Here is a 19,425-nt window from a genome sequence, read left to right on the forward strand (position 1 = left end):
GGACGTGCAGACAGCAGACGTGCAGGCCCCGGCAGCGCAGGCCCCGACGGCGCGGACCGCGGCAGCCCGGACCGCCGCGGCCCAGGCCCAGGCCGTGGCGTCGCAGGCCGCGGCCCCGGCGGACCGCCGCGGGTCGTCGCCGATCGCCCGCCTCCGCGCCGTCTCGCCGTTCCGCGACCTCGGCCCGGGCCTCCGCCGCGTGCTCCTCCTCGGGCTCGGCGTCGCCGCCTACCTGACGGCCCTGACCGTGGCCCTGCAGTTCGACTGGTACCCGCGCAGCATCCCGGGCTACGTCGTCCTCGGCCTCACGGCGCTCGTGGCGGCGGCGACCACGCGGCGGTTCCCGCTCACGTCCCTCACCGTCGTGTCGGCCGTCACCGCGGTCACCGCCTTCGGCCTCGTGCCGGAGGGCTACGGCGTCCGCGCGCCCGAGCTGCTCGTGCCGCTCGCGGTCACGGTCTTCATCGCGGTGTCGAACGGGTGCCCGGCGTTCGCGCCGTCCGCCTCCTTCGCGGTGCTGGCGGTGCTCGCGGTCATCCCGTGGCCGGTGGTCGTGGCGTCCTGGCAGATCGGCGGCTCCGTGGTCGACGCGTTCGACTGGGCGGTCTTCTACGACCGCTCGACGCAGCTGGGCTACCTCGTGGGCTGTGCGCTCGTCATCGCCGCCGCGCTCGCCCTGCAGCGCCAGCGCCGCGCCACGGCACAGCTCGCGGCCCGCAACCGCGAGCTCGTCGCCCTGCGCGCCGAGGAGGCCGTCCGGATCGCCGAGCGCGAGCGCACCCGCATGGCCCGCGACGTCCACGACGAGGTCGCGCACCACGTCGCCGCGCTCGTGATCGGCGCCCAGGCCGCGATCCGCGTCGCCGACCAGCACCCCGACCGGCTCGTCGCCGCGCTCGACGACGTGGTGGTCGGGGGCAAGGACGTGCTGACCCGCATCCGCAGCGTCGTGCGCGTGCTGAAGGCCGCGCCGGTCGGGCCGGTCGCCGACGCGTCGGGCGACCTCGACGTCGAGCTGGACGCGATGGCCGGCAGGCTGCGGGCCATCGGCTACCGCGTCGACTGCACGGTGCTGGTGCACGGCCAGCTGCCCGCTGCGCAGCGCGTCGCCGTGCTCGGCGTGGTGCAGGAGTGCCTCACGAACACGATGCTGCACTCGTCCGCCGAGGAGGTGCGGGTCGCGATCACGGAGGGGCCCACGGCCTGGCAAGTGGTCGTCACCGACCCCGGCCCCGCGGCCGAGCGGTTCCCGGACGTGCCGCGCGGCGGCGCCGGCATCGCGAACATGCGCGAGCGGATCGTCGGCCTCGGCGGCGTGCTCGTCACGGGGCACGACGCGGCCGGGACGGGCTGGGCCGTCCGGGCCGAGCTGCCCCGCGGGGGCGTGTCGTGACGCTGCGGGTCCTCGTCGTCGACGACCAGGCCATCGCCCGTGCCGGCATCGCGACGATGCTCGACGCCGAGGACGACCTCGTCGTCGTGGGCCAGAGCCGGGACGGCGAGGACGCGGTGCGCGACGCCCTCGAGCTCCGGCCGGACGTCGTCGTCATGGACATCCGGATGCCCCGCCTCGACGGGATCGCGGCGACCCGGCGCATCGTCGCCGAGCCGTCCACGGCCGTCGTGCTCATCACGACGTTCGACGACGACGAGCACCTGTTCGACGGCATCGCCGCGGGCGCGTCGGGGTTCCTGCTCAAGGACTCGGGGCCCGACCTCATGGCCGCGGCCGTCCGCTCGGCGGCCCGCGGCGACTCGCTCATCGACCCGGCGATGACGCGGGCGCTGATCGAGCAGACCGTCGCGACGGAGGCGGTGCGCGGCTCGGCGGACTCGCCCGCCTCGGCGGGGACGCGCGCCTCCCCCTCGCGACCGGACGCCGCCCGCCCGGTGCCGCCGCTCCTCCGTGCCGCGCTCGACGGCTTGAGCGACCGCGAGCTCGACGTGCTCGACGGGGTCGCGCGGGGCCTCAGCAACGTCGACATCGCCCAGGAGCTCTACCTCAGCATCGCGACCGTCAAGACGCACATCTCGAACCTGCTCGCGAAGACCGGCACCCGCACGCGCGTGCAGGCCGCCGTCTTCGCGTACGAGTCGGGCTTCGCGCGGGCGGGCGGCGACGCAGGAGGCGCCGAGCGCTGACCCGGGACGCGCGCCGTCCTGCGCGTCGCGGCCGTCGCCTCCTCCCGCGCGTCGCGTCGCGTCGCGCCGGGTCGCGCCGCCTCGCGTCGCGCCCCGGTTCTCGACGAGTTGCCCCGGATGGTCGCCGCGACGACCCGACGGCGACCATCCGGGGCACGTCGTGTCCCCTCGGGCAGGCGTGCGGGGCGTGCCGGGCGGGGCGTCGGCGGCGTCGGCGGCGGCGGCGGCGGCGGCGTCGGCGTCGGGGTCGGCGGCGGCGTCGGCGGCGTCGGGCAGACTGCCGTCATGCAGCTGCACACGACCACGACGGGCGACGGCGAGCGACACGTGGGGCTGGTGCACGGCCTCGGCGGCGACGGGGCCACCTGGCAGCCGCTCGTCGACCGGATGCTGGCGACGGGCCGGTGCACGGTGACGACGGTCGACCTGCGCGGGCACGGGCAGAGCCCGCGGGCGTCGTCGTACCGCCTCGACGAGTTCGCGGCCGACGTGGCCGAGGCCCTGCCGACCGGGCTGCACGGCGTCGTGGGGCACTCCCTCGGCGGGGCGGTGCTCGTCCGTGCCGTGGAGCACCTGCGGCCCCGGCGTGCCGTCTACCTCGACCCGGGGTTCCACCTCGCGCTGCCGACCACCGGTCTCGCCGGGCGGCTGTTCTGGGCGGTGCCGCCGCTGACGCTCGGCGTCGCGGGGCTGGCCCAGGCCCGCAAGGGCAAGGAGGTGCGGGCCGGGTACGACGCGGCCACGACCGCCCTGCTCGACGGCGCCCGCGAGCGCTTCGACTCGCGGATGGCGATCGGGGTGCTGCGGGACGTGGCCCACTCGCCCGTCGAGGTGGCGCCTCCTGCGGTCCCGTCGACGATCGTGCTCTCGGACGACAGTCCCGCCGTGCTGCCCGACCCCGTCGCCCGGTCGCTCGAGGCCGTCGGCTGGGAGGTGCGCCGCCTGGCCGGCGTGCACCACGACATGCACCTCGAGGCGCCCGACCGCGTGTCCGAGCTGGTCGCCGCCCTGATCTGACTGCCGGGGCCGCTGGTCGGCCCGCCCTGCGCCCTGCCCGGACGGCGGACGGGCGGGTCCGTCGTGCCCGGGCTGTCGCCGCGGCCCGGCCTGGACGGACTCGCCCGCCCCGGCACGAGGAGGCGGCGAGCAGACGATCCGGTTCGGATGACTTCCGCAGGTGCTCCCGGGGATCTGCACATCGGGGGCCAGCACGATGGGCGCATGCCCGACTTCAAGCGCCTCCTGGGTGCCGCCGCGAAAGCGCTCGGCGACTCGAACTCCTCCTCGTCCTCCCGCACCGGCCAGCCGCCGAGGCAGGGCTCCGGCTCGGGCACCGGCTCGGGCTCCGGCTCCGGCACCGACTGGCGGGACCTCGTCCGCACGGCCGCCGACAAGCTGACCGGCGACGGCAGCCAGCACGGAGGCGGCGGCCAGCAGCAGGGACACGGCCAGCAGGCCTGGGGCCAGGGCCAGCAGCAGGGCCACGACCAGCAGGGCTGGGGCCAGGGCCACGGCCAGCAGCAGGGCGGCCACGACCCCCGCCAACAGCGCCCGGCGTCGCAGCAGCAGCCCGGCGGCCCCTCGGGCGCCGGCGCCCCGCGCGCGACCGAGGCCGACCGCGTCGCCCTCGGCAAGTACGACTACCTGCTCCGAACCGCCGAGCCCGAGCAGCTCGAGCAGGTGCACCGCGACGCCTTCGCGCGTCTCACCCCGCAGCAGCGCGAGCTCGTCCAGGCCCGCCTCGTCGAGGAGCTGCCCGCCCACGAGCAGCCCCGCAGCGGCGGCACCGACGACCTCGCCCGGGCGGCCACCCGCGGCGAGACCGCGCACCCCGGCCTCATGCAGCGCGTCTTCGGCGGCCACGGCCGCCCCGGTTCGGGCGCGGCGGGCACCGCGTCCGGCGGGCGCCCCGGCTCGCGGGCCGGCACCTTCGCGGCGGGCGCCGCGGCCGGTGCGGGCGTGGCCGCGCTCGGCGGCCTGGCCCTGGCGGTCGCGGGCGGCGCGGCCGTGAGCAGCGTGGCGGGCCCGCTCCTCTCCGGCGCGCTCGCGGACGGCGTCGACTTCGGCGGGCTCGCCGAGAACTTCGGCCTCGAGGGCATCGCGGGCCTCTCCGAGGGCCTCGGCGGCCTGACCGAGGGCGTCGACGGCGTCGCGCAGGCCGGCGAGGACCACCTCACCGGTCTCGGCGAGCAGGTCGGCGGTCTCGGCGAGCAGGTCGGCGGTCTCGGCGACGGGTTCCAGATCCCCGGGCTCGGCGATCTCGGCGGCCTCTTCGACCGCTGAGCCGAGCGGCGCCCAGGCCGCACGGCCACCGGCGTCTGCGCGGATTCCGAGCCTGCCGGGAGCATGATCCTCGAGGAGGCGCCACCCGGCCGCCCCCAGAGAGGAACGCCATGACCGACATCACCGGCAACGACCCCTTCCACCGCCTCCCCGAGGTGCCGAGCTTCACCGTGACGAGCAGCACGGTCGAGGACGGCGCGCCCTTCGCGCAGCAGCAGTACTCGGGGGCCTTCGGCGTCCCCGGCGGGCAGGACGTCTCGCCGCAGCTCTCGTGGTCGGGCGCGCCCGAGGGCACGAAGAGCTACGCCGTCACGGTCTACGACCCCGACGCCCCGACGCAGTCGGGCTTCTGGCACTGGGCCGTCGCGAACGTCCCCGCCTCGGTGACCTCGCTGCCCGAGGGCGCGGGCGACGCGTCCGGCGCACAGCTGCCCGAGGGCGCGTACCAGCTGCCGAACGACTCGCGGGCTCCCTCGTTCATCGGCGCCGCGCCTCCTGCGGGCCACGGTCCGCACCGCTACTTCGTGACGGTCCACGCGCTCGACGTCGAGGACATCGAGGTGCCCGCCGACGGCACGCCGGCGTACCTCGCCTTCACGATGGCGTCGCACATCCTCGGGCGCGCGACGCTCGTCGCGACGGGCGAGATCCCCGCCGCCTGACGCACCGCGCCCCGCTCGCGCTGCTCGCGCGCCCCGCTCGCGGGTACGAGCGCTCGCGCGCATGATCGAGTTGCCCCGAACGGCCGCCCCCGACCTCGTCGGGCGGCCGTTCGGGGCAACTCGTCCTCCTAGGGCACGCGCCGAGTGCGTGCATATGGTTTCGCTGTGAAGTCTTTTCATGGTGAAGCTAGTGTGACGTCATGAGGCCGAGACGCGCCTCCTCGACGGAAGGCACCCCATGACGACCTCGCACTCCCCCGCCGCCGACGGCCGAGCGGCCGGCACCGGCCGCCGCGTGCTCGTGACCGGCGCGAGCATCGCCGGCCCCGCACTCGCCTGGGGCCTCGCGAAGTCCGGCTTCGACGTCGTGCTGCTCGAGCGCTCGGCCGAGCCCCGCGAGACCGGCCAGAACATCGACGTGCGCGGACTCGGCCGCGAGGTGCTCGTGCGCATGGGAGTCGAGGAGGCGGTGCTTGCGAACACGACCGGCGAGGACGGCACGCGCTTCGTCGACGAGACCGGCCGCCCCTACGCCGTGTTCCCCAAGGAGCACGGGCAGGACGGCCCCACCGCCGAGGTCGAGATCCTCCGCGGACGGATGGCCGGCATCCTCGTCGACGTCGTCCCGGCCGAGGTCGAGCGCCGCTTCGGCGACTTCGTCGTGGGCGCCGAGCAGGACGCGACCGGCGTCGACGTCACCTTCGACAGCGGCGCCGAGGAGCGCTTCGACCTGTTCCTGGTGGCCGAGGGGCGCAGCTCGCGCACCCGCCGCCTCCTCTTCGCCGACGAGACCGAGCTGCGCGACTTCGGCGTCAGCATCGCCTACGGTACCGTCGACCGCCGGCCCGACGACGTCGACACCTGGGACTGGTACACCGCCACCCGCGGCCGCGTCGCGTCGGTGCGGCCCGACGACGTCGGCACGATCCGCGCGAGCATGTCGTTCGAGTCCGAGCCGATGGGCTTCGAGGGCCTCCCGACGGAGGTGCAGCTCCAGCTGCTGAGGGAGCGCTTCCGAGGCGCGGGCTGGCAGACGGAGCGGATCCTCGACGGCTTCGCCGCCCGGCCCGACGAGTTCTACACGCAGCGGATGGAGCAGGTCGTGATGTCGACCTGGAGCCGCGGCCGCATCGCGCTCGTCGGCGACGCCGCCTGGGGCTCGGGGCCCACCGGCATGGGCACGACGCTGTCGCTGGTGGGGGCGCACATCCTCGTCGGCGAGCTCGCGGCCTCGCCCGACCGGCCCCGGCAGGCCTTCGCCCGCTACGAGCAGCAGATGCGCCGGTACGCCGACAGCGCCCAGGGGCTGCCGCGCGGCGGGGCCCGGCTGATGCACCCGTCGTCGGAGGCCGGGGTGAGGGCGATCCGGACGATGCACCGGGTGACCGCGTCGCGGCCGGTGCGGCGGTTCTTCCAGGCGAACCTGCTGACGAGCGAGAAGCACGTGCCCGTGCTCGCCGAGTACCCGCAGCTGCGTGCGTAGGGCGGCGGGGCAGGGTCGGCGCGGGGTCGTGGCCCGGGTCGGCGGCGGGACCGCGGCCCGGGTCGAGGCCGGCGGCGGGACCGCGGCCTGGGTCGGACGCGGGACCGGGCCCCGGGTCGGCGGTGGGAGGATCGACCCATGACGACGCCGAGGACGCAGGTGCTGGAGGCGCTGCGGCACTACGCCGTGACCTACCAGGAGTCGGCGCACCAGCTCGCCCGCCGCATGGACCTGCCGACCGTCGACGGCACGGCCCTCGGCGAGGTGATCTGGGCCGAGCGCGAGGGCGTGCCGCTGTCGCCCGCCAGGCTCTCGCCGCGCATCGGCCTCACCTCCGGGGCGACGAACGCCCTGCTCAACCGGCTCGAGGCGCAGGGCCTGGTCGCCCGCAGCCGCGAGAGCAGCGACCGCCGCGTCGTGACGCTGCGCGCGACCGCGCTGGCGCACGAGCGCATCGACCCGTTCCTCCGTCGCGGGGCAGCCGCGCTCGAGGTCGCCCTCGACGAGTACGACGACGCGGAGCTCGAGACGGTGCGCGGGTTCCTCGTGCGGCTCGCGGGCGTCCTGCCGGACGCCTCCGACGGTCCGGTGACCACCGCCTCCTGAGCTCGAGGGCGCGTCCGCGCGTCGGCACTTGTCCGCAGGCGGGGAGCCGCGGCGCGGTCAGGCCTCGATCAGCGACGGACGGTCGTCGACGACCTGCTCGAGCCCGCCCACCGGCACGATGCGCTTGGTGAACAGGCCGGCCCGGCGGTAGCGCTGAGCGAAGACGACCCCGTGGGCGGACCCGGACTCGTGCACCTCGAGGAACACGGCCTCGGACCGCCCGTCGGCGCCCGTGTAGTAGCCGTCCCACACGATCACCGCGCTCTGCAGGCCGACCACGGACGACACGACCTGGTAGGTCTGCTCGAGCGCGTCCTCGAGCCGTTCGGCCATGCAGCGCTGCAGCTTGCGCTCGCGCCCGTCGTCGGTCAGGGCGAAGGGGAGCATCGCGCCGCGGGGCGGGATGGACGCGACGGCGTGCTCCCGGGCGACGGGGAGGAGGGCGGAGGTCGAGCCGGGAACGTGATCCATGCTCGGAGGCTACGAAGGGCCGGGCGGGGAGCGCCATGCCCACAACAGGGGTGCGTGGGTGCGCCCGCGCGCTTCGTCGAGTTGCCCCGAACGGTCGCCTCCGACCCCGCCGAGCAGCCTTCCGGGGCAAGTCGTCCCCTCGGGCACGTGGGCGTGCGCGAGCGCATGTCAGCGAGTTGCCCCGAACGGTCGGCCCCGACCCCGGCGATCGACCGTTCGGGGCAACTCGTCTCCTGGGGCGACGGGGCGGACGCTCCTAGGGGGCGAGGCGCGGGGCGCGCTCGAGGGTCAGCCACTCCTCGTCGCGGACGTAGCCGAGCGACTCGCCCGCCCGGATGATCGCCGGGTTCTCGGACGAGCCTCCGGTGCGGAACCGTCGCACCCCCTCCTCGACCAGGGCGAGCACGGACGCGGCCTTCACGGCGGTGCCGAGCCCCCGCCCGCGGTGCCCGCGACGGACGACCGTGACGTCGGTCTCGGCGGGGGCGTCGCCGGTGTCGGCGGCGGCGGCCACGAGGTCGACGACCGTCACCGCGAGCAGCTCGCCGCCCTCGGACAGGGCGCCCCACGCACGACGCACGGGCGTCGGGGTCGCCGCCGCCCGGTCGAAGGGCTCGTGCTGCGTGGCCGCGCCGCCCGGGTAGTCGCCGGCGGTTGCGCCGTCGAGCTCGAGGACCGCGTCGACGTCACCGGCGGTCAGCTCCCGCACGACGAGCTCGGGGCCGACCCGTCGCACGAGGTCGAGCAGGCGGTCGCGGTCGACGCTCGCGGCGTCGAGCCGGGCGCCGAAGGAGCGGGCCGTCACCTGCCACCCCTCGCCGAGCAGCACCGGGACGTCGGGCGACCCCGCGGGCAGGACGATCGGCTGCAGCACGGGCCGATCTTGTCATGCGTCGGCGGACGACCCGCCCTGCGACGTCGGCGCGGGCGCCTGCTCGCCCCGCTCCTCCTGCGACCCGCCCTGCTCGCGGTCCGCCCCCGCGTGCCCGGAGCCCAGCAGCTTGAGCCCCATCACGCTGCCGACGATGCCCGCGAGCAGCAGCACGCGCACCACGGTCACGGCCTCGCCGCCGGTGAGCATGCTCCAGCTCACGGTGAAGGCCGCGCCGAGCCCGGCCCAGATCGCGTAGGCCGTGCTGATCGGCACGTGCCGGGTGACCCAGCCGAGCGTCGCCATCGAGGCGACGAGGCCCAGGACGAAGACGACGGAGGGGCCCAGCACCGTCAGCCCGTCGCTCCGACCCAGCGCGGTCGCCCAGACCGCCTCGAGCGCGGCGCTGACGACGAGCACGAGCCACGGCATCAGCTGACCACCTTGAGGCCGACGACGCAGCCGATCAGCACGGCGAGCAGCAGGGCCCGGGCCACGGTCAGCACCTCCTGGCCGCGGACGACCGCGACCACGACCGTCAGCACGGCGCCGATGCCGACCCACACGGCGTAGGCCGTGCCGACCGGCAGGTCGCCCATCGCCAGCGCGAGGCCGACCATGCTCAGCACGAGCGCGACGACGAAGAGCGCCGTCGGCCCCTTCTTCGTGAAGTTCTGCGACGCGCCGAGCGCCGAGGCCCAGACGGCCTCGAGCATCCCGGCGACCACCAGCAGCACCCAGGCCATGACCGACTCCTCGTCCGCACGACGTCGGTCCCGCGCCCGGCCCTGTGGGCGGGACGAGCAGGAGGCGACGGGTTGTCGCACGATCGTGCGAGATCAGTTCTAGCACGTTCTCGCACAGTCGTGCCAGGATGATCGGGTGCCTCGCAGCCTCGATCTCGACGACCGCCGCCGCACCGTCTCCGAGGCGGCGTGGCGGGTGCTCGTGCGCGACGGGGCCGCCGAACTCTCGGTGCGCAAGGTGGCCGCCGAGGCCGGGCTGCCCCCCTCCTCCCTGCGCTACGCGTTCCCGACCCAGGCGAGCGTGCGCGATGCGGCGGTGGCGCTGCTCGTGTCTCGGCTGCGCGAGCGCGTCGACCGCGCCGCGCGCTCTGCCGGCGGACGCGACGGCGCCCGCGCCGTGCTGCTCGAGCTGCTGCCCCTCGACGACGAGCGCCGCGTCGAGATGCAGGTCACCGTCTCGTTCGTCGCCCTCGCCCTGACCGACCCGTCGCTGCGGGCGGCGCACGAGCGGACCCACGAGGCCGTCCGCGAGGTCTGCGCGCAGGCGCTCGCTCACCTCGGCGCGGGCGTCCGCCCCGGCGTCGCGGGCGACGCCGTCGCTCGCACCGACGTCGAGCTCACCCACGCGGTGGTGGACGGCCTGGCCCTGCACCTGCTCGCACAGGCTCCCGGGACCGACGCCTCCTGGGCCGTCGCCGCCCTTGACGCGCACCTCGACGCATTGACGCGCTGACGCGGCGACGCCGAGCCGCACCGCACCGCACCGCGTCGCGCCGCCGAGCAGCCTGGCCGGATCGAGCCGAGGTGAACATCAGGTGACGTTTGCGTGAACTGCAACCTTGTGATCAGCTATGAGTTCGCCCACACCGACGTGGTCGAGGAAGGCCGAGATGACCACCGATCACCGCACCCCCACCGAGACGTCGCCGCGACGAGGGCTGACCGCCTTCCTCGCGGCCCCGCCGCCCGCTCCCCGACTCGACGACGCGACCGTGGCGCGTCGCTACCCGCGCCTCCGCCTCCAGGTCTTCGTCGGCATCTTCATCGGGTACGCGGCCTACTACCTGATCCGCAACAACGTGCCGCTCGTCTCGACGATCCTCAAGGACGAGAACGGCTTCAGCACCGTCGGCCTCGGGGTCATCACCAACGGCGTGCTGCTCGCCTACGGGTTCAGCAAGTTCCTCAGCGCCATCGTGAGCGACAAGAGCAGCGCGCGCTTCTTCCTGCCGATCGGGCTCGCCCTGTCGGCCCTCGCGAACCTGTTCATCGCGTTCGTGCCCGCGGTCGGCGCCTCCGTGGCGTTCTTCGCCGTCGTGATGATCGTCAACGGCTTCTTCCAGGGCATGGGGTGGCCGCCCAGCGGCCGCACGCTCGTGCACTGGTTCTCGACGTCCGAGCGCGGCGGCAAGACCGCGATCTGGAACGTCGCGCACAACGTGGGAGGCGCGGGTGCCGGAGGTCTCGCCGGTGTCGCGCTCGCGTCGTTCGGCACCTGGCAGAGCGTGTTCTGGTTCCCCGCGATCGTCTGCCTCGTCATCGCCGTCGTGGCCCTGGTGCTGCTGCGCGACACCCCCGAGTCCGAGGGCCTGCCCCCCATCGAGGAGCACCGGCACGACCCGGCCCCCGTCGAGACCGACGCCGCCGACGAGGGCGCCTCGACCTGGTCGACGATCCGCCGCTACGTGCTCACGAACCGCACGATGGTGAACCTCGCCCTGGCCAACGTGTTCGTCTACACGCTGCGCTACGGGGTGCTCGTCTGGGCGCCCGTGTACCTGTCCGAGGTGCGCGGCGCGAGCCTCGGCGAGGGCATCGCCGGGTTCTCGTTGTTCGAGCTCGCGGGCATCCCCGGCACGCTGCTCTGCGGCTACGTCAGCGACAAGGTGTTCCGGGGCCGCCGCTCCCCCACGGGCATCCTCTTCATGACCGCCGTCGGCGTCGCCGTCGCCGTGTACTGGCTGTCGCCGGCCGAGGGCCCGTTGTGGGTCTCGCTCGCGATGCTGGTCGCCATCGGTGGCCTCATCTACGGCCCGGTCATGCTGATCGGCCTGCAGGCCCTCGACCTGAGCCCGCGCTCGGTCGCCGGCACCGCCGCGGGGTTCACGGGGCTGTTCGGCTACGTGCTCGGCGCGACCCTCGCCTCCACCGGCATCGGCCTGGCCGTGCACGCCTTCGGGTGGGACGTCACCTTCGTGCTGATCCTCGCCTGCGTGGTGCTCGCGATCGTGCTGCTGGCGGTCGTCGGCCGTGACGAGCGCGCGCTGAACGAGCGCAAGCGCGCCCGCGACGCGACGGAGGCGGAGGCCCGCTAGCCGGGACCGCTCCGGCCCGAGCACCACCGAGCAGCCCCGGCACCCCCGGGCAGCACGGACGCCCCCGCACCGAGCGTGCGGGGGCGTCCGTGTGAGACAGGGCGCGCGGTCGGCGCGGACCTGCGGCGACCTACGCGAACGTGGCCGCGTCGATGACGAAGCGGTAGCGCACGTCCGACTTCAGCACGCGGTCGTAGGCCTCGTTGATCTGGTCGGCCGAGATGAGCTCGGTCTCGGGCAGGATGCCGTGCTCGGCGCAGAAGTCGAGCATCTCCTGGGTCTCGCGGATGCCGCCGATGGCCGAGCCGGCCCAGCTACGACGTGCGGGGATCAGGGCGAAGGCGGGCACCTCCAGCGGCTCCGACGGGGCCCCGACGTTGACGAGCGTGCCGTCGACGGCGAGCAGGCCCAGGTAGGCGCCCATGTCGACCTTGGCCGACACGGTGTTGACGATCAGGTCGAACGAGTTCGCCAGGTCGGTGAAGGTCTGCTCGTCGCTGGTCGCGTAGTGCGCCTTCGCGCCGAAGCGCAGCGAGTCCTCCTCCTTCGAGGTGGTCTGCGACAGCACGGTCACGTCGGCGCCGAGCGCCGCGGCGATCTTCACGCCCATGTGGCCGAGGCCGCCCATGCCGACGATGGCGACCTTGGTGCCTTCGGTGACGCCCCAGTGGTGCAGCGGCGAGTAGAGCGTGATGCCGGCGCAGAGCAGGGGCGCGACCTTGTCGTAGTCGAGCGACTCGGGCACGCGCAGCACGAAGTCCTCGGTCACGACGACGGCCTGCGAGTAGCCGCCCTGCGTGATCGTGCCGTCGGCCGGGTCGACGCTCGTGTAGGTGCCGGTGTTGCCCTTCGCGCAGTACTGCTCGTCGCCGCGCTGGCAGTACTCGCACTCGCCGCACGAGTTCACCATGCAGCCGACGCCGACGCGGTCGCCGACGGAGAACTTCGAGACCTCGGAGCCGACCTCCGAGACGGTGCCGACAATCTCGTGGCCGACGACCTGCGGGTACTGGATCTCGCCCCACTCGCCGCGGACCGTGTGGATGTCGCTGTGGCAGATGCCGGCGTAGGCGATGTCGATCATGACGTCCTTCGGGCCGACGTCGCGGCGCTCGATGGTCGTCGGGACGAGGGGCTCGGTGGCGGACGGTGCCGCGTAGGCGTTGACGGTGCGCATGGAGTGCTCCTGTGGTGGGGTGTCGGTGTGTGTCGCCGAGAGGGGCGGAGGAGGCGCGGGTCGGCCCGGTCGAGCCGCCAGCGGCACGAGGGCACGACACGTCTCGGGCGCTCAGGCCCCGGCGCCGAGATCGACGCTACCCCCGCGCCTCCCGCGACGCGCCTCCCTCGGGGGGGTCCTGTCGCCCCCTCCCTCCCTGCCCCGCGGCGTGTGACGCGGGGCGGGCGCCCGAGCAACGGTCATGTGACGCGTCGCGGGCCCCCGAGGGCCGTACGCCCCCGCGACGTGACACCTGACACCCGCTCACGCCACGAGCTGCCCCGCGCCGCTCACGCCACGCGCGACCCCGCGACACGAGGAGGCGGTGGGCAGGTCCCGACGACCTGCCCACCGCCTCCTCGTGTCGGCCCGACCGCCGCTACTGCGGCGCGAGGCTCTGCAGGAACGCGAAGTGCCCGCGCAGCGCCTTCGACCCCGTCGGGGTGAGCTCGACCCAGGTTCGGGCCTGGCCACGGGGCCGCTGCACCCGGCGGAGCTCGACGTAGCCGGCGTCCGTGAGGGTGCGGAGGTGCTTGCTGAGGGTGGCGTCCGAGACGTCGAGCCCCTCGCGGAGGACGCCGAACTCCACCTCGCCGCCCCGCGCGAGCATGGCGCAGATCTGCAGCCGCTGGGGAGCGTGGACGACGGCGTCGAAGACGGGTTCCGGGGCGGTCACGGGGCGGTCACCGTGCGCCGCCGCCGGGCAGTCCGGCGGCGAGGTCGGCGCCGAGGCGGCCGCGGGCGGCGGCGTCGGCGAGGGGGCCGAGGGCCATGGTGACGGCACCCGCCACGCCGGCGGCGACGCCGACCTGCCAGAGGGGCTCGTCCTGGGCGATCACGACGAAGGCCATGCCGGCGACGGCGACCACCAGGGCGACGATCGACCACGGGGCGCCGAGCGTGAGGAACCTCCACCGCTCGGGGTTCGCCCGGGCCACGCCGACGTCGCGGACGCGGCGGCGGGCCAGGGCGATGAGACCGAGGACGCCGAGCAGCATCCACGCGGAGCTGTCGGGGGCGCCGAGGCCGTAGACGACGGCGGCGATGCAGAGGCCGCGGAGCACGTGCACCCACCAGGGCGAGCGGACGCGGGCGGCCATGCGGGCCTGCGCGTCGTTCGCGACCTGGAACGCGGCGACGGGGTCGACGGGCTGGGACGGGTTGTCGTTCGAATGGCTTTCCATGTCGGCAACACTAAGTGTTTCCGAAACGGAAAGTCAACCCCTCTCGATGCGCAGGAGGCGCCTCCTCGTCTCGCAGGCCCGTCGCGTCGGACGACGGGCCGCCCTCAGCTCGTCTCGTCGAGCAGCCGTGCGAGCTCGGGCCACAGGCTGCCCGCCCACAACTCGTGCACGCGCCGCCACGACCACAGCTGCCCGTCGAGGCGGGCGCTGCCGACGGCCGGCTCGGGCTCCGGGAACGGCACGAACGCACAGTCGCCCCGCTCGCGCACGAGCCTCTCGGACTCGGCGTTGAGCCGACCGATCTGGGTGCGCACGAGCCCGCGGGCCCAGCGCGACGTGAGGCGCAGCCGGTCGATCGGCGGGATGCCCGCGACCAGCACGGGGCTGAGAACGCTGCCCGGGTGCCGCGCCCCGTCGAGCACGCGGTCGAGGTCGCGGCGCCACGCGGCAGCCGACGTCATGAGCAGCACGTCGCTGAACCCGAGCGCGACGACCACCGCGTCGACGTCGCCGAGGCGGGCGGTCGACTCGTCCGCGGCCTCGCGCACCGTCAGCACCGTGGCCGAGCCCTCGACCCAGGCGAACGGCCGTCCTCTGGCGGTGCCGACCGCGGCGGCGACCCGGCTGAGCGTGCCGAGGTGCTCCTCGAGCACGCCGAACCGGCCGGCGTCGGCGTTGCCGACCCAGGCGACGCGGTCGGCGGTGACGTCGACCGGGGCCGCAGGAGGCGCGGCGGAGGCAGGCGGGAACGTCCCCTTCCGCACCGCCCGCCGGAACAGGGCCAGCCGGATCCGCAGCGCCGGACGCAGGGCCGTCCACACGAGGTCGCGGAGCTGCAGCCCCGCCGCTCGTGCCGGGGTCGCCAGGGGGTCGGTCATGTCCCCTCCTCCTCCTTCTGCCGTCCCGACCCTATGCCCGCGGCGACGCGCCCCGAGCGGCGGGCCCCGCCGAGCGCCCGCGCGGCCCGCGGCGGCGACGGCAGCGGCGAGTTGCCCCGAACGGCCACGTGCGCGCCGCGCGGGCAGCCATTCGGGGCAACTCGGTCGCTCGGCGCACGCGCACACGGGCACGCACACGCGCACGCCCGCGCCCGCGCCCACGCCTCACTCGAAGCGCGTCGAGGCGACCGCCGTGCTCCGCCGCACCGTGCCGAAGGTCGCCGTGACCGACACGACCGCCAGGAGCGAGGCCGCCGCGAGGGTCGCCACGTACGACCAGTCGGGCCAGCCGACGCGACGGTCGCCGCCGCTCAGGCCGGTGATGATCGTCCAGGCCACGACGAAGCCGAGCACGACGGCGGCGAGGGTGACGGCGAGGAGCGGGACGGCCGCCTCCTTCACGACGATCGAGCGCAGGGTGCGCACCGGCATGCCGACGAGGCGGAGCAGGCCGAAGGTCCGCCGTCGGTCGAGGACTCCGGCGACCGTCGCGACCGTGAGCGAGGCCGACGCGACCAGGGTCGCGATCGCCATGCCGACGTTCGCCATCGCGGCGAAGCTCGCGGCCGTGCTGTCCGAGGTGTCGATCACCTGCTCGGCCCGGGTCGAGGGGTAGCCGAGGACGGGCAGGTCCGACGTCTCGAGAGCCGTGCGGGCCCGGTCGACCGCCGCGGACGAGCCGTCCGTCAGCACGAGCAGCTGTGTGGGCACGGCCGCGTCCCGCACCGAGGGGTCGACGGCCTCGACCTGGTCGACGACGCCGCGCAGCACGGTCACGACCTGCGCGCCGGAGGGCACGGCGACGCCGATCGCCTCGGCGTCGGCGGCGTCGAGCACGAGGGTGCCGTCGAGGTCGTCGACGATCGCGCCCGCGACGACGACCCTCGTCACCCCGGCGACGTCGGCCAGGCCGGCCACCTCCGAGCGCATCTCGGCGATGGTGAGACCAGGCACGGACGCCCCGCCCGAGCCGTCCTCGCTCCCGTCCCCGAGCCCCGGGTCCACCCCGACCTGCACGACGCTGCGGTCCAGCGCCGTGAGCTCGACGTCGGGCCCGCCCGCGAAGGCCGTCGTGGCGGCGACCGCGAAGACGGACACCATGAACACGGCGATGACGAGCCCGCTGACCGACCGGAACGTCGCCCGCGGCGTCCGTGCGATGCGGCTCAGGGCGACCATGCCGGAGGCGCTGCGAGCGTGCCGCAGGGCGACGCGGCTGACCAGCAGGGTCGCCCACGGCCCGGCGAGCACCAGCCCGACGCTCGTGACGACGAACCCGCCGACGAGCAGCAGGTCGAGCCCCGGCACCGCGACTCCGGCGAGCCCGGCGACGGAGATCCCGAGCAGGGCGGCGAGCCCGACCGCGAGCACGAGGAGCCGCGTGGCTCGGGGCCGCTGCTCGGCCGTCTCGCGCGCCGTGCTGAGCGGGCCGCGGTCGGACCGCGTCGCACGCCGCACCGCGACCGCGACCGAGGCGGCGGTCGCCACCACGACCGCCAGGCCGGCGACGAGCGGCGAGGTCACGAGGTCCGAGGCGAAGAGCCGCCCGTCGTCGATGCGCAGCTGCGCCGCGAGGGGCACGAGGAGGCGCGCGAGACCCGTGCCCACCAGCGCGCCCCCGAGGGCGGTCGCCCCCGTCTCGACCGCGGCGATCCGTACCGTGTCGCCCCTCGTCGCCCCCATCAGCCGGAGGGTCGTCCAGCGTTCGCGCCGCTGGGCCGCGCCGAGGTCGGTGACGATGCCGACGAGCAGCAGCACGGGGAACAGGATCGCGACGCTGCCGACGAGCGCGACGACCTGGTAGTTCGAGTTGCCGCCGTAGGGCCGCCCCGTGAACGACCGGACCACCGCGGCGTCGGACGTCTCGGCGAGCTCGTCACGGGACGCCCCCGTGACCGCGACCAGCGCGTCGGGGCTGCCCAGCGCCTCCGTGCCCACGGTGCCGGCCACCGTGCCGAACCGGTCGCCGAGCTGGTCGGCGGGGAGGGCCGCGACGAGCTCGGCCAGCGCCGGCGAGAGCCACGTGGTGCCCGGTGCGGGCACGGCGCCCACGCCGGGGACGGGACCGACCGGGCTCGTCGCGCCTGCCGCCTCCTCGGCGGGCCCGGCGAGGTCGATCCGGGTGACGACCTGCCCGCGGACGAGGTCGCGGCCCGTCGCGGCGAGCACGGCGTCGGCGGGGACGTCGCCCGGGTCGCCGACGTAGGTGAGGCCCGCGTCGCCTGCCCCGAACTGCGTCCAGGCGGTGCGCTCCTCCCGCTCGCCGAGGGCGTGGTAGGCGCCCAGCAGGAGCAGGAACAGGGAGACCCCGACCGCCACCCCGGCCACCATGCCCAGCAGGCGGCCCCGGTCGCGGCGCGTCCCCAGCGCGAGCCGGGCGGCGGTCGACCACCTCACGACGACACCGCGCCGGAGGTGCGGACGGCCCCCGTCCCGCCGCTCAGCCTGCCGTCGCGCACGACCACCTCGCGGTCGGCGTGCGCGGCCGTGCGGGCGTCGTGGGTCACCAGCACGACCGTGGTGCCGGTGTCGCGCGCGAGGTCGGTCAGCACGGTCATGACCCCCTCGGCCGCGTACGAGTCGAGCGAGCCGGTCGGCTCGTCGGCGAACACGACCCGGGGGCCGGACACGAGGGCGCGCGCGATGGCGACCCGCTGCGACTGGCCGCCCGAGAGCTCGCCCGGCACCGTGTCGGCGAGCTCGGCGACGCCCAGCCGGCCGAGCCAGGACCGCGCCTGCCGACGGGCCCGTCGCCGGCCCTCGCCCGCGAGCATGAGCGGCAGCGACACGTTGTCGAGCGCCGTCAGGTCGGGCAGCAGCTGCCCGAACTGGAACACGAAGCCGAACTCGGCGAGGCGCAGGCGGGCTCTCTCGGGCTCGGAGAGCTCGCTGACGACGACGTCGCCGAGGGCGACCGTGCCGCGGTCGGGGCGCACGACCCCCGCGAGCGCGTGCAGCAGCGTCGACTTGCCCGAGCCGGACGGCCCCATCACGGCGAGCACCTCGCCGGCGACGACGTCGAGGTCGACGCCGCGCAGGGCCGGGGTCGGCCCGAACGACACGTGCACGTCGCGGGCACGGAGGACGACGGTGTCGGCCGCACCGCCGGGCGCCTCCGACCCGGCGCCGGCCGGCTCGAGGTCGGCGCGGGTCACGGGAACCTCACCGCCGACCGCAGCTCGGCCAGGCGCGCCGCCGTGAGGTCGATCCAGCGCAGGTCGGCCTCGATGTGGAACAGGGCGTGGTCGTGCAGCAGCACGTCGACGAGGTCGGCGCCGCGCTTGGCGCGGGTGTGCTCGCGCATGCGGTCCATGTGCTCGGACCGCTGGGCGTCGAGCAGGCTCTCGGCGTCGTCGTCGAGCAGCAGGGCGATGACGGTCTTGGCGAAGAGGTTGCTCTGGAGCGCCTCGGACGGGACGTCGGGCGTGTGCATCCACCGCCGGAGCACCTCCCTGCCCTCGCCCGTGACCTCGTACCGCTTGCGGTCGGGCCCGCCGCCGCTCTCCTCGCCGAGGGTGCGGATGAGCCCGTCGCGGATCATCCGGGCGAGCGTCGAGTACACCTGCCCGTAGGCCAGCGGCTTGCGACGGCCGAAGTGCCGGTCGTAGTCGTGCTTGAGGTCGTAGCCGTAGGTCGGCTCGACGCTGAGCAGCCCCAGGAGGGCACGTGAGTTGTCCACGTGCCAACTATACACTCAGTATCTAGTGGCCTCGCCGGCCGTGCGCGGCGACTCGCCCCGGACGGCGACCCCGACGGTTCCTGCCCAGCCGTCTGGGGCTGATGGTCCGTTCCGGGACGCGACGACCGCCTCCTGCGCCCGCACGTCGCGAGGGGGCGTCCCGACCCGGGACGGCCGCACCCCGAGGAGGCGCGCGACCAGCCCCACGAGCCGCCACAGCACCGCGCCCAGCAGGGCTCCCGAGGTGTTCGCGAGCACGTCGTCGACGTCGGTCGACCGGTTGCCCCCGACGGTCTCGTGCAGGACGAGCTGCAGCAGCTCGACCGAGACGCTCGCCACCAGGGCGATCGCCGTGACCCGGGCGACCCCGCGGAGGCGCCCCCGCCCCGTGACCACCCGGCCCGTCAGGAAGGCCCCGAGGGGCACCGTCATGACGATGTTGAGCCAGAACGAGCGGAGGTGCACCGAGCCCAGCGGCTCGAGGTTGACGGAGTCGCGCCACGACGTCTGCCAGACCGGCTCGAGCCCCGTCACGAACGGGAAGAACGTGATCGCGACGAGCGCGCCGAGGTACGCGACGAACGAGGTGCGCCACAGCGTCGTCGTCAGGTCGGCGCCGGCACGACGACAGGCGAGGCCGACCAGCACGACGGCGACGATCGTCGCCGGCACGACCGACGCGACGGCCGGCACCACGAGGGGCGGGGATGCGGGGTCCATGGTCACCTGTCCTTCCGCCGCCAGTCTCGCGGGCGGGCCCCGCCTGCCGCGTCGCCCTCAGGGCTGAATCGTCGAGGGCCTGAGCCGACCCGCTCCTCCTCCGGGCCCG

General features: G+C 75.2%; 21 protein-coding genes. 9 read left to right on the top strand and 12 right to left on the bottom strand.

What is annotated here, in order from left to right; genetic code table 11:
- The first annotated feature begins 4 nt into the window (after positions 1 to 4).
- The 7 genes from FHR78_RS15705 (at position 5) to FHR78_RS14225 (ending at position 7,176) form a co-directional block, all read left to right on the top strand.
- On the top strand, positions 5 to 1,393 hold the full coding sequence (locus tag FHR78_RS15705) for a histidine kinase (RefSeq protein ID WP_166761217.1): 1,389 nt from the start codon (positions 5 to 7) through the stop codon (positions 1,391 to 1,393).
- On the top strand, positions 1,390 to 2,142 hold the full coding sequence (locus tag FHR78_RS14200) for a response regulator (RefSeq protein ID WP_166761218.1): 753 nt from the start codon (positions 1,390 to 1,392) through the stop codon (positions 2,140 to 2,142). The genes FHR78_RS15705 and FHR78_RS14200 overlap by 4 nt, the downstream gene beginning before the upstream one ends.
- Positions 2,143 to 2,427: 285 nt before the next feature.
- Entirely contained in the window at positions 2,428 to 3,159 is a 732-nt protein-coding gene (locus FHR78_RS14205; protein WP_166761219.1) for an alpha/beta fold hydrolase, read from the top strand.
- Between the two features lie 204 nt (positions 3,160 to 3,363).
- Positions 3,364 to 4,425 (top strand): hypothetical protein, encoded by a 1,062-nt coding sequence (locus tag FHR78_RS14210; protein ID WP_208393290.1) that lies wholly within the window; start codon positions 3,364 to 3,366, stop codon positions 4,423 to 4,425.
- A gap of 110 nt (positions 4,426 to 4,535) precedes the next feature.
- Positions 4,536 to 5,087: a YbhB/YbcL family Raf kinase inhibitor-like protein gene (locus FHR78_RS14215; RefSeq protein WP_208393291.1), complete on the top strand. Its 552-nt coding sequence runs from the start codon at positions 4,536 to 4,538 to the stop codon at positions 5,085 to 5,087.
- A 238-nt stretch (positions 5,088 to 5,325) separates the two neighbouring features.
- Positions 5,326 to 6,570 (top strand): FAD-dependent monooxygenase, encoded by a 1,245-nt coding sequence (locus tag FHR78_RS14220; RefSeq protein WP_166761220.1) that lies wholly within the window; start codon positions 5,326 to 5,328, stop codon positions 6,568 to 6,570.
- A 138-nt stretch (positions 6,571 to 6,708) separates the two neighbouring features.
- Entirely contained in the window at positions 6,709 to 7,176 is a 468-nt protein-coding gene (locus FHR78_RS14225) for a MarR family winged helix-turn-helix transcriptional regulator (protein ID WP_166761221.1), read from the top strand.
- 57 nt (positions 7,177 to 7,233) lie between these two features.
- On the opposite strand, the gene FHR78_RS14230 is transcribed toward FHR78_RS14225, so the two are convergent.
- The 4 genes from FHR78_RS14230 to FHR78_RS14245 all read right to left on the bottom strand — a co-directional run bounded on the left by FHR78_RS14230 (position 7,234) and on the right by FHR78_RS14245 (position 9,264).
- Complete coding sequence (locus FHR78_RS14230) at positions 7,234 to 7,647, bottom strand: hypothetical protein (protein WP_166761222.1); 414 nt, start codon at positions 7,645 to 7,647, stop codon at positions 7,234 to 7,236.
- Positions 7,648 to 7,903: 256 nt separating this feature from the next.
- Positions 7,904 to 8,521: an acetyltransferase gene (locus FHR78_RS14235; protein WP_347878231.1), complete on the bottom strand. Its 618-nt coding sequence runs from the start codon at positions 8,519 to 8,521 to the stop codon at positions 7,904 to 7,906.
- 12 nt (positions 8,522 to 8,533) lie between these two features.
- Positions 8,534 to 8,950 carry a DMT family transporter gene (locus tag FHR78_RS14240; protein ID WP_166761223.1) on the bottom strand — a complete coding sequence of 139 codons (417 nt, stop codon included), beginning with the start codon at positions 8,948 to 8,950 and terminating at the stop codon, positions 8,534 to 8,536.
- Complete coding sequence (locus tag FHR78_RS14245) at positions 8,950 to 9,264, bottom strand: DMT family transporter (protein WP_166761224.1); 315 nt, start codon at positions 9,262 to 9,264, stop codon at positions 8,950 to 8,952. Before FHR78_RS14245 ends, FHR78_RS14240 begins: the two co-directional genes overlap by 1 nt.
- Positions 9,265 to 9,400: 136 nt before the next feature.
- Between FHR78_RS14245 and FHR78_RS15310 the strand changes: the two genes are divergently transcribed.
- Positions 9,401 to 9,997 carry a TetR family transcriptional regulator C-terminal domain-containing protein gene (locus FHR78_RS15310; protein WP_166761225.1) on the top strand — a complete coding sequence of 199 codons (597 nt, stop codon included), beginning with the start codon at positions 9,401 to 9,403 and terminating at the stop codon, positions 9,995 to 9,997.
- A gap of 157 nt (positions 9,998 to 10,154) precedes the next feature.
- The gene (locus FHR78_RS14255) at positions 10,155 to 11,579 is read left to right on the top strand and encodes an MFS transporter (protein ID WP_166761226.1); all 1,425 of its coding nucleotides are present in this window, start codon (positions 10,155 to 10,157) and stop codon (positions 11,577 to 11,579) included.
- 130 nt (positions 11,580 to 11,709) lie between these two features.
- On the opposite strand, the gene FHR78_RS14260 is transcribed toward FHR78_RS14255, so the two are convergent.
- The 8 genes from FHR78_RS14260 to FHR78_RS14295 form a co-directional block, all read right to left on the bottom strand.
- Positions 11,710 to 12,756, bottom strand: coding sequence for an NAD(P)-dependent alcohol dehydrogenase (locus tag FHR78_RS14260; protein WP_166761227.1), 1,047 nt, complete (start codon positions 12,754 to 12,756; stop codon positions 11,710 to 11,712).
- Positions 12,757 to 13,174: 418 nt separating this feature from the next.
- The gene (locus FHR78_RS14265; protein WP_166761228.1) at positions 13,175 to 13,471 is read right to left on the bottom strand and encodes a transcriptional regulator; all 297 of its coding nucleotides are present in this window, start codon (positions 13,469 to 13,471) and stop codon (positions 13,175 to 13,177) included.
- 7 nt (positions 13,472 to 13,478) lie between these two features.
- Complete coding sequence (locus tag FHR78_RS14270) at positions 13,479 to 13,979, bottom strand: hypothetical protein (RefSeq protein ID WP_166761229.1); 501 nt, start codon at positions 13,977 to 13,979, stop codon at positions 13,479 to 13,481.
- A 104-nt stretch (positions 13,980 to 14,083) separates the two neighbouring features.
- Entirely contained in the window at positions 14,084 to 14,857 is a 774-nt protein-coding gene (locus FHR78_RS14275) for a hypothetical protein (RefSeq protein ID WP_166761230.1), read from the bottom strand.
- Positions 14,858 to 15,082: 225 nt separating this feature from the next.
- Positions 15,083 to 17,314 (bottom strand): ABC transporter permease, encoded by a 2,232-nt coding sequence (locus tag FHR78_RS14280; protein ID WP_166761231.1) that lies wholly within the window; start codon positions 17,312 to 17,314, stop codon positions 15,083 to 15,085.
- A complete protein-coding gene (locus tag FHR78_RS14285) occupies positions 17,311 to 18,072 on the bottom strand; it encodes an ABC transporter ATP-binding protein (protein WP_166761232.1) in 762 nt (253 codons plus the stop codon). Before FHR78_RS14285 ends, FHR78_RS14280 begins: the two co-directional genes overlap by 4 nt.
- The gene (locus tag FHR78_RS14290; RefSeq protein ID WP_166761233.1) at positions 18,069 to 18,596 is read right to left on the bottom strand and encodes a helix-turn-helix transcriptional regulator; all 528 of its coding nucleotides are present in this window, start codon (positions 18,594 to 18,596) and stop codon (positions 18,069 to 18,071) included. The genes FHR78_RS14285 and FHR78_RS14290 overlap by 4 nt, the downstream gene beginning before the upstream one ends.
- Before the next feature lie 15 nt (positions 18,597 to 18,611).
- Positions 18,612 to 19,316 (bottom strand): VanZ family protein, encoded by a 705-nt coding sequence (locus tag FHR78_RS14295; RefSeq protein ID WP_166761234.1) that lies wholly within the window; start codon positions 19,314 to 19,316, stop codon positions 18,612 to 18,614.
- Between the last annotated feature and the right edge of the window lie 109 nt (positions 19,317 to 19,425).

This window comes from Frigoribacterium faeni, assembly GCF_011761235.1.
Lineage (GTDB): Bacteria > Actinomycetota > Actinomycetes > Actinomycetales > Microbacteriaceae > Frigoribacterium > Frigoribacterium faeni_A.

Coding starts and splice junctions, on each gene's coding strand:
- FHR78_RS14215 (WP_208393291.1), top strand. CDS start 4,536: ATGACCGACATCACCGGCAACGACCCCTTCCACCGCCTCCCCGAGGTG.
- FHR78_RS14275 (WP_166761230.1), bottom strand. CDS start 14,857: ATGACCGACCCCCTGGCGACCCCGGCACGAGCGGCGGGGCTGCAGCTC.
- FHR78_RS14240 (WP_166761223.1), bottom strand. CDS start 8,950: ATGCCGTGGCTCGTGCTCGTCGTCAGCGCCGCGCTCGAGGCGGTCTGG.
- FHR78_RS14255 (WP_166761226.1), top strand. CDS start 10,155: ATGACCACCGATCACCGCACCCCCACCGAGACGTCGCCGCGACGAGGG.
- FHR78_RS14210 (WP_208393290.1), top strand. CDS start 3,364: ATGCCCGACTTCAAGCGCCTCCTGGGTGCCGCCGCGAAAGCGCTCGGC.
- FHR78_RS14205 (WP_166761219.1), top strand. CDS start 2,428: ATGCAGCTGCACACGACCACGACGGGCGACGGCGAGCGACACGTGGGG.
- FHR78_RS14295 (WP_166761234.1), bottom strand. CDS start 19,316: ATGGACCCCGCATCCCCGCCCCTCGTGGTGCCGGCCGTCGCGTCGGTC.
- FHR78_RS14220 (WP_166761220.1), top strand. CDS start 5,326: ATGACGACCTCGCACTCCCCCGCCGCCGACGGCCGAGCGGCCGGCACC.
- FHR78_RS14260 (WP_166761227.1), bottom strand. CDS start 12,756: ATGCGCACCGTCAACGCCTACGCGGCACCGTCCGCCACCGAGCCCCTC.
- FHR78_RS14230 (WP_166761222.1), bottom strand. CDS start 7,647: ATGGATCACGTTCCCGGCTCGACCTCCGCCCTCCTCCCCGTCGCCCGG.
- FHR78_RS14225 (WP_166761221.1), top strand. CDS start 6,709: ATGACGACGCCGAGGACGCAGGTGCTGGAGGCGCTGCGGCACTACGCC.
- FHR78_RS14245 (WP_166761224.1), bottom strand. CDS start 9,264: ATGGCCTGGGTGCTGCTGGTGGTCGCCGGGATGCTCGAGGCCGTCTGG.
- FHR78_RS14270 (WP_166761229.1), bottom strand. CDS start 13,979: ATGGAAAGCCATTCGAACGACAACCCGTCCCAGCCCGTCGACCCCGTC.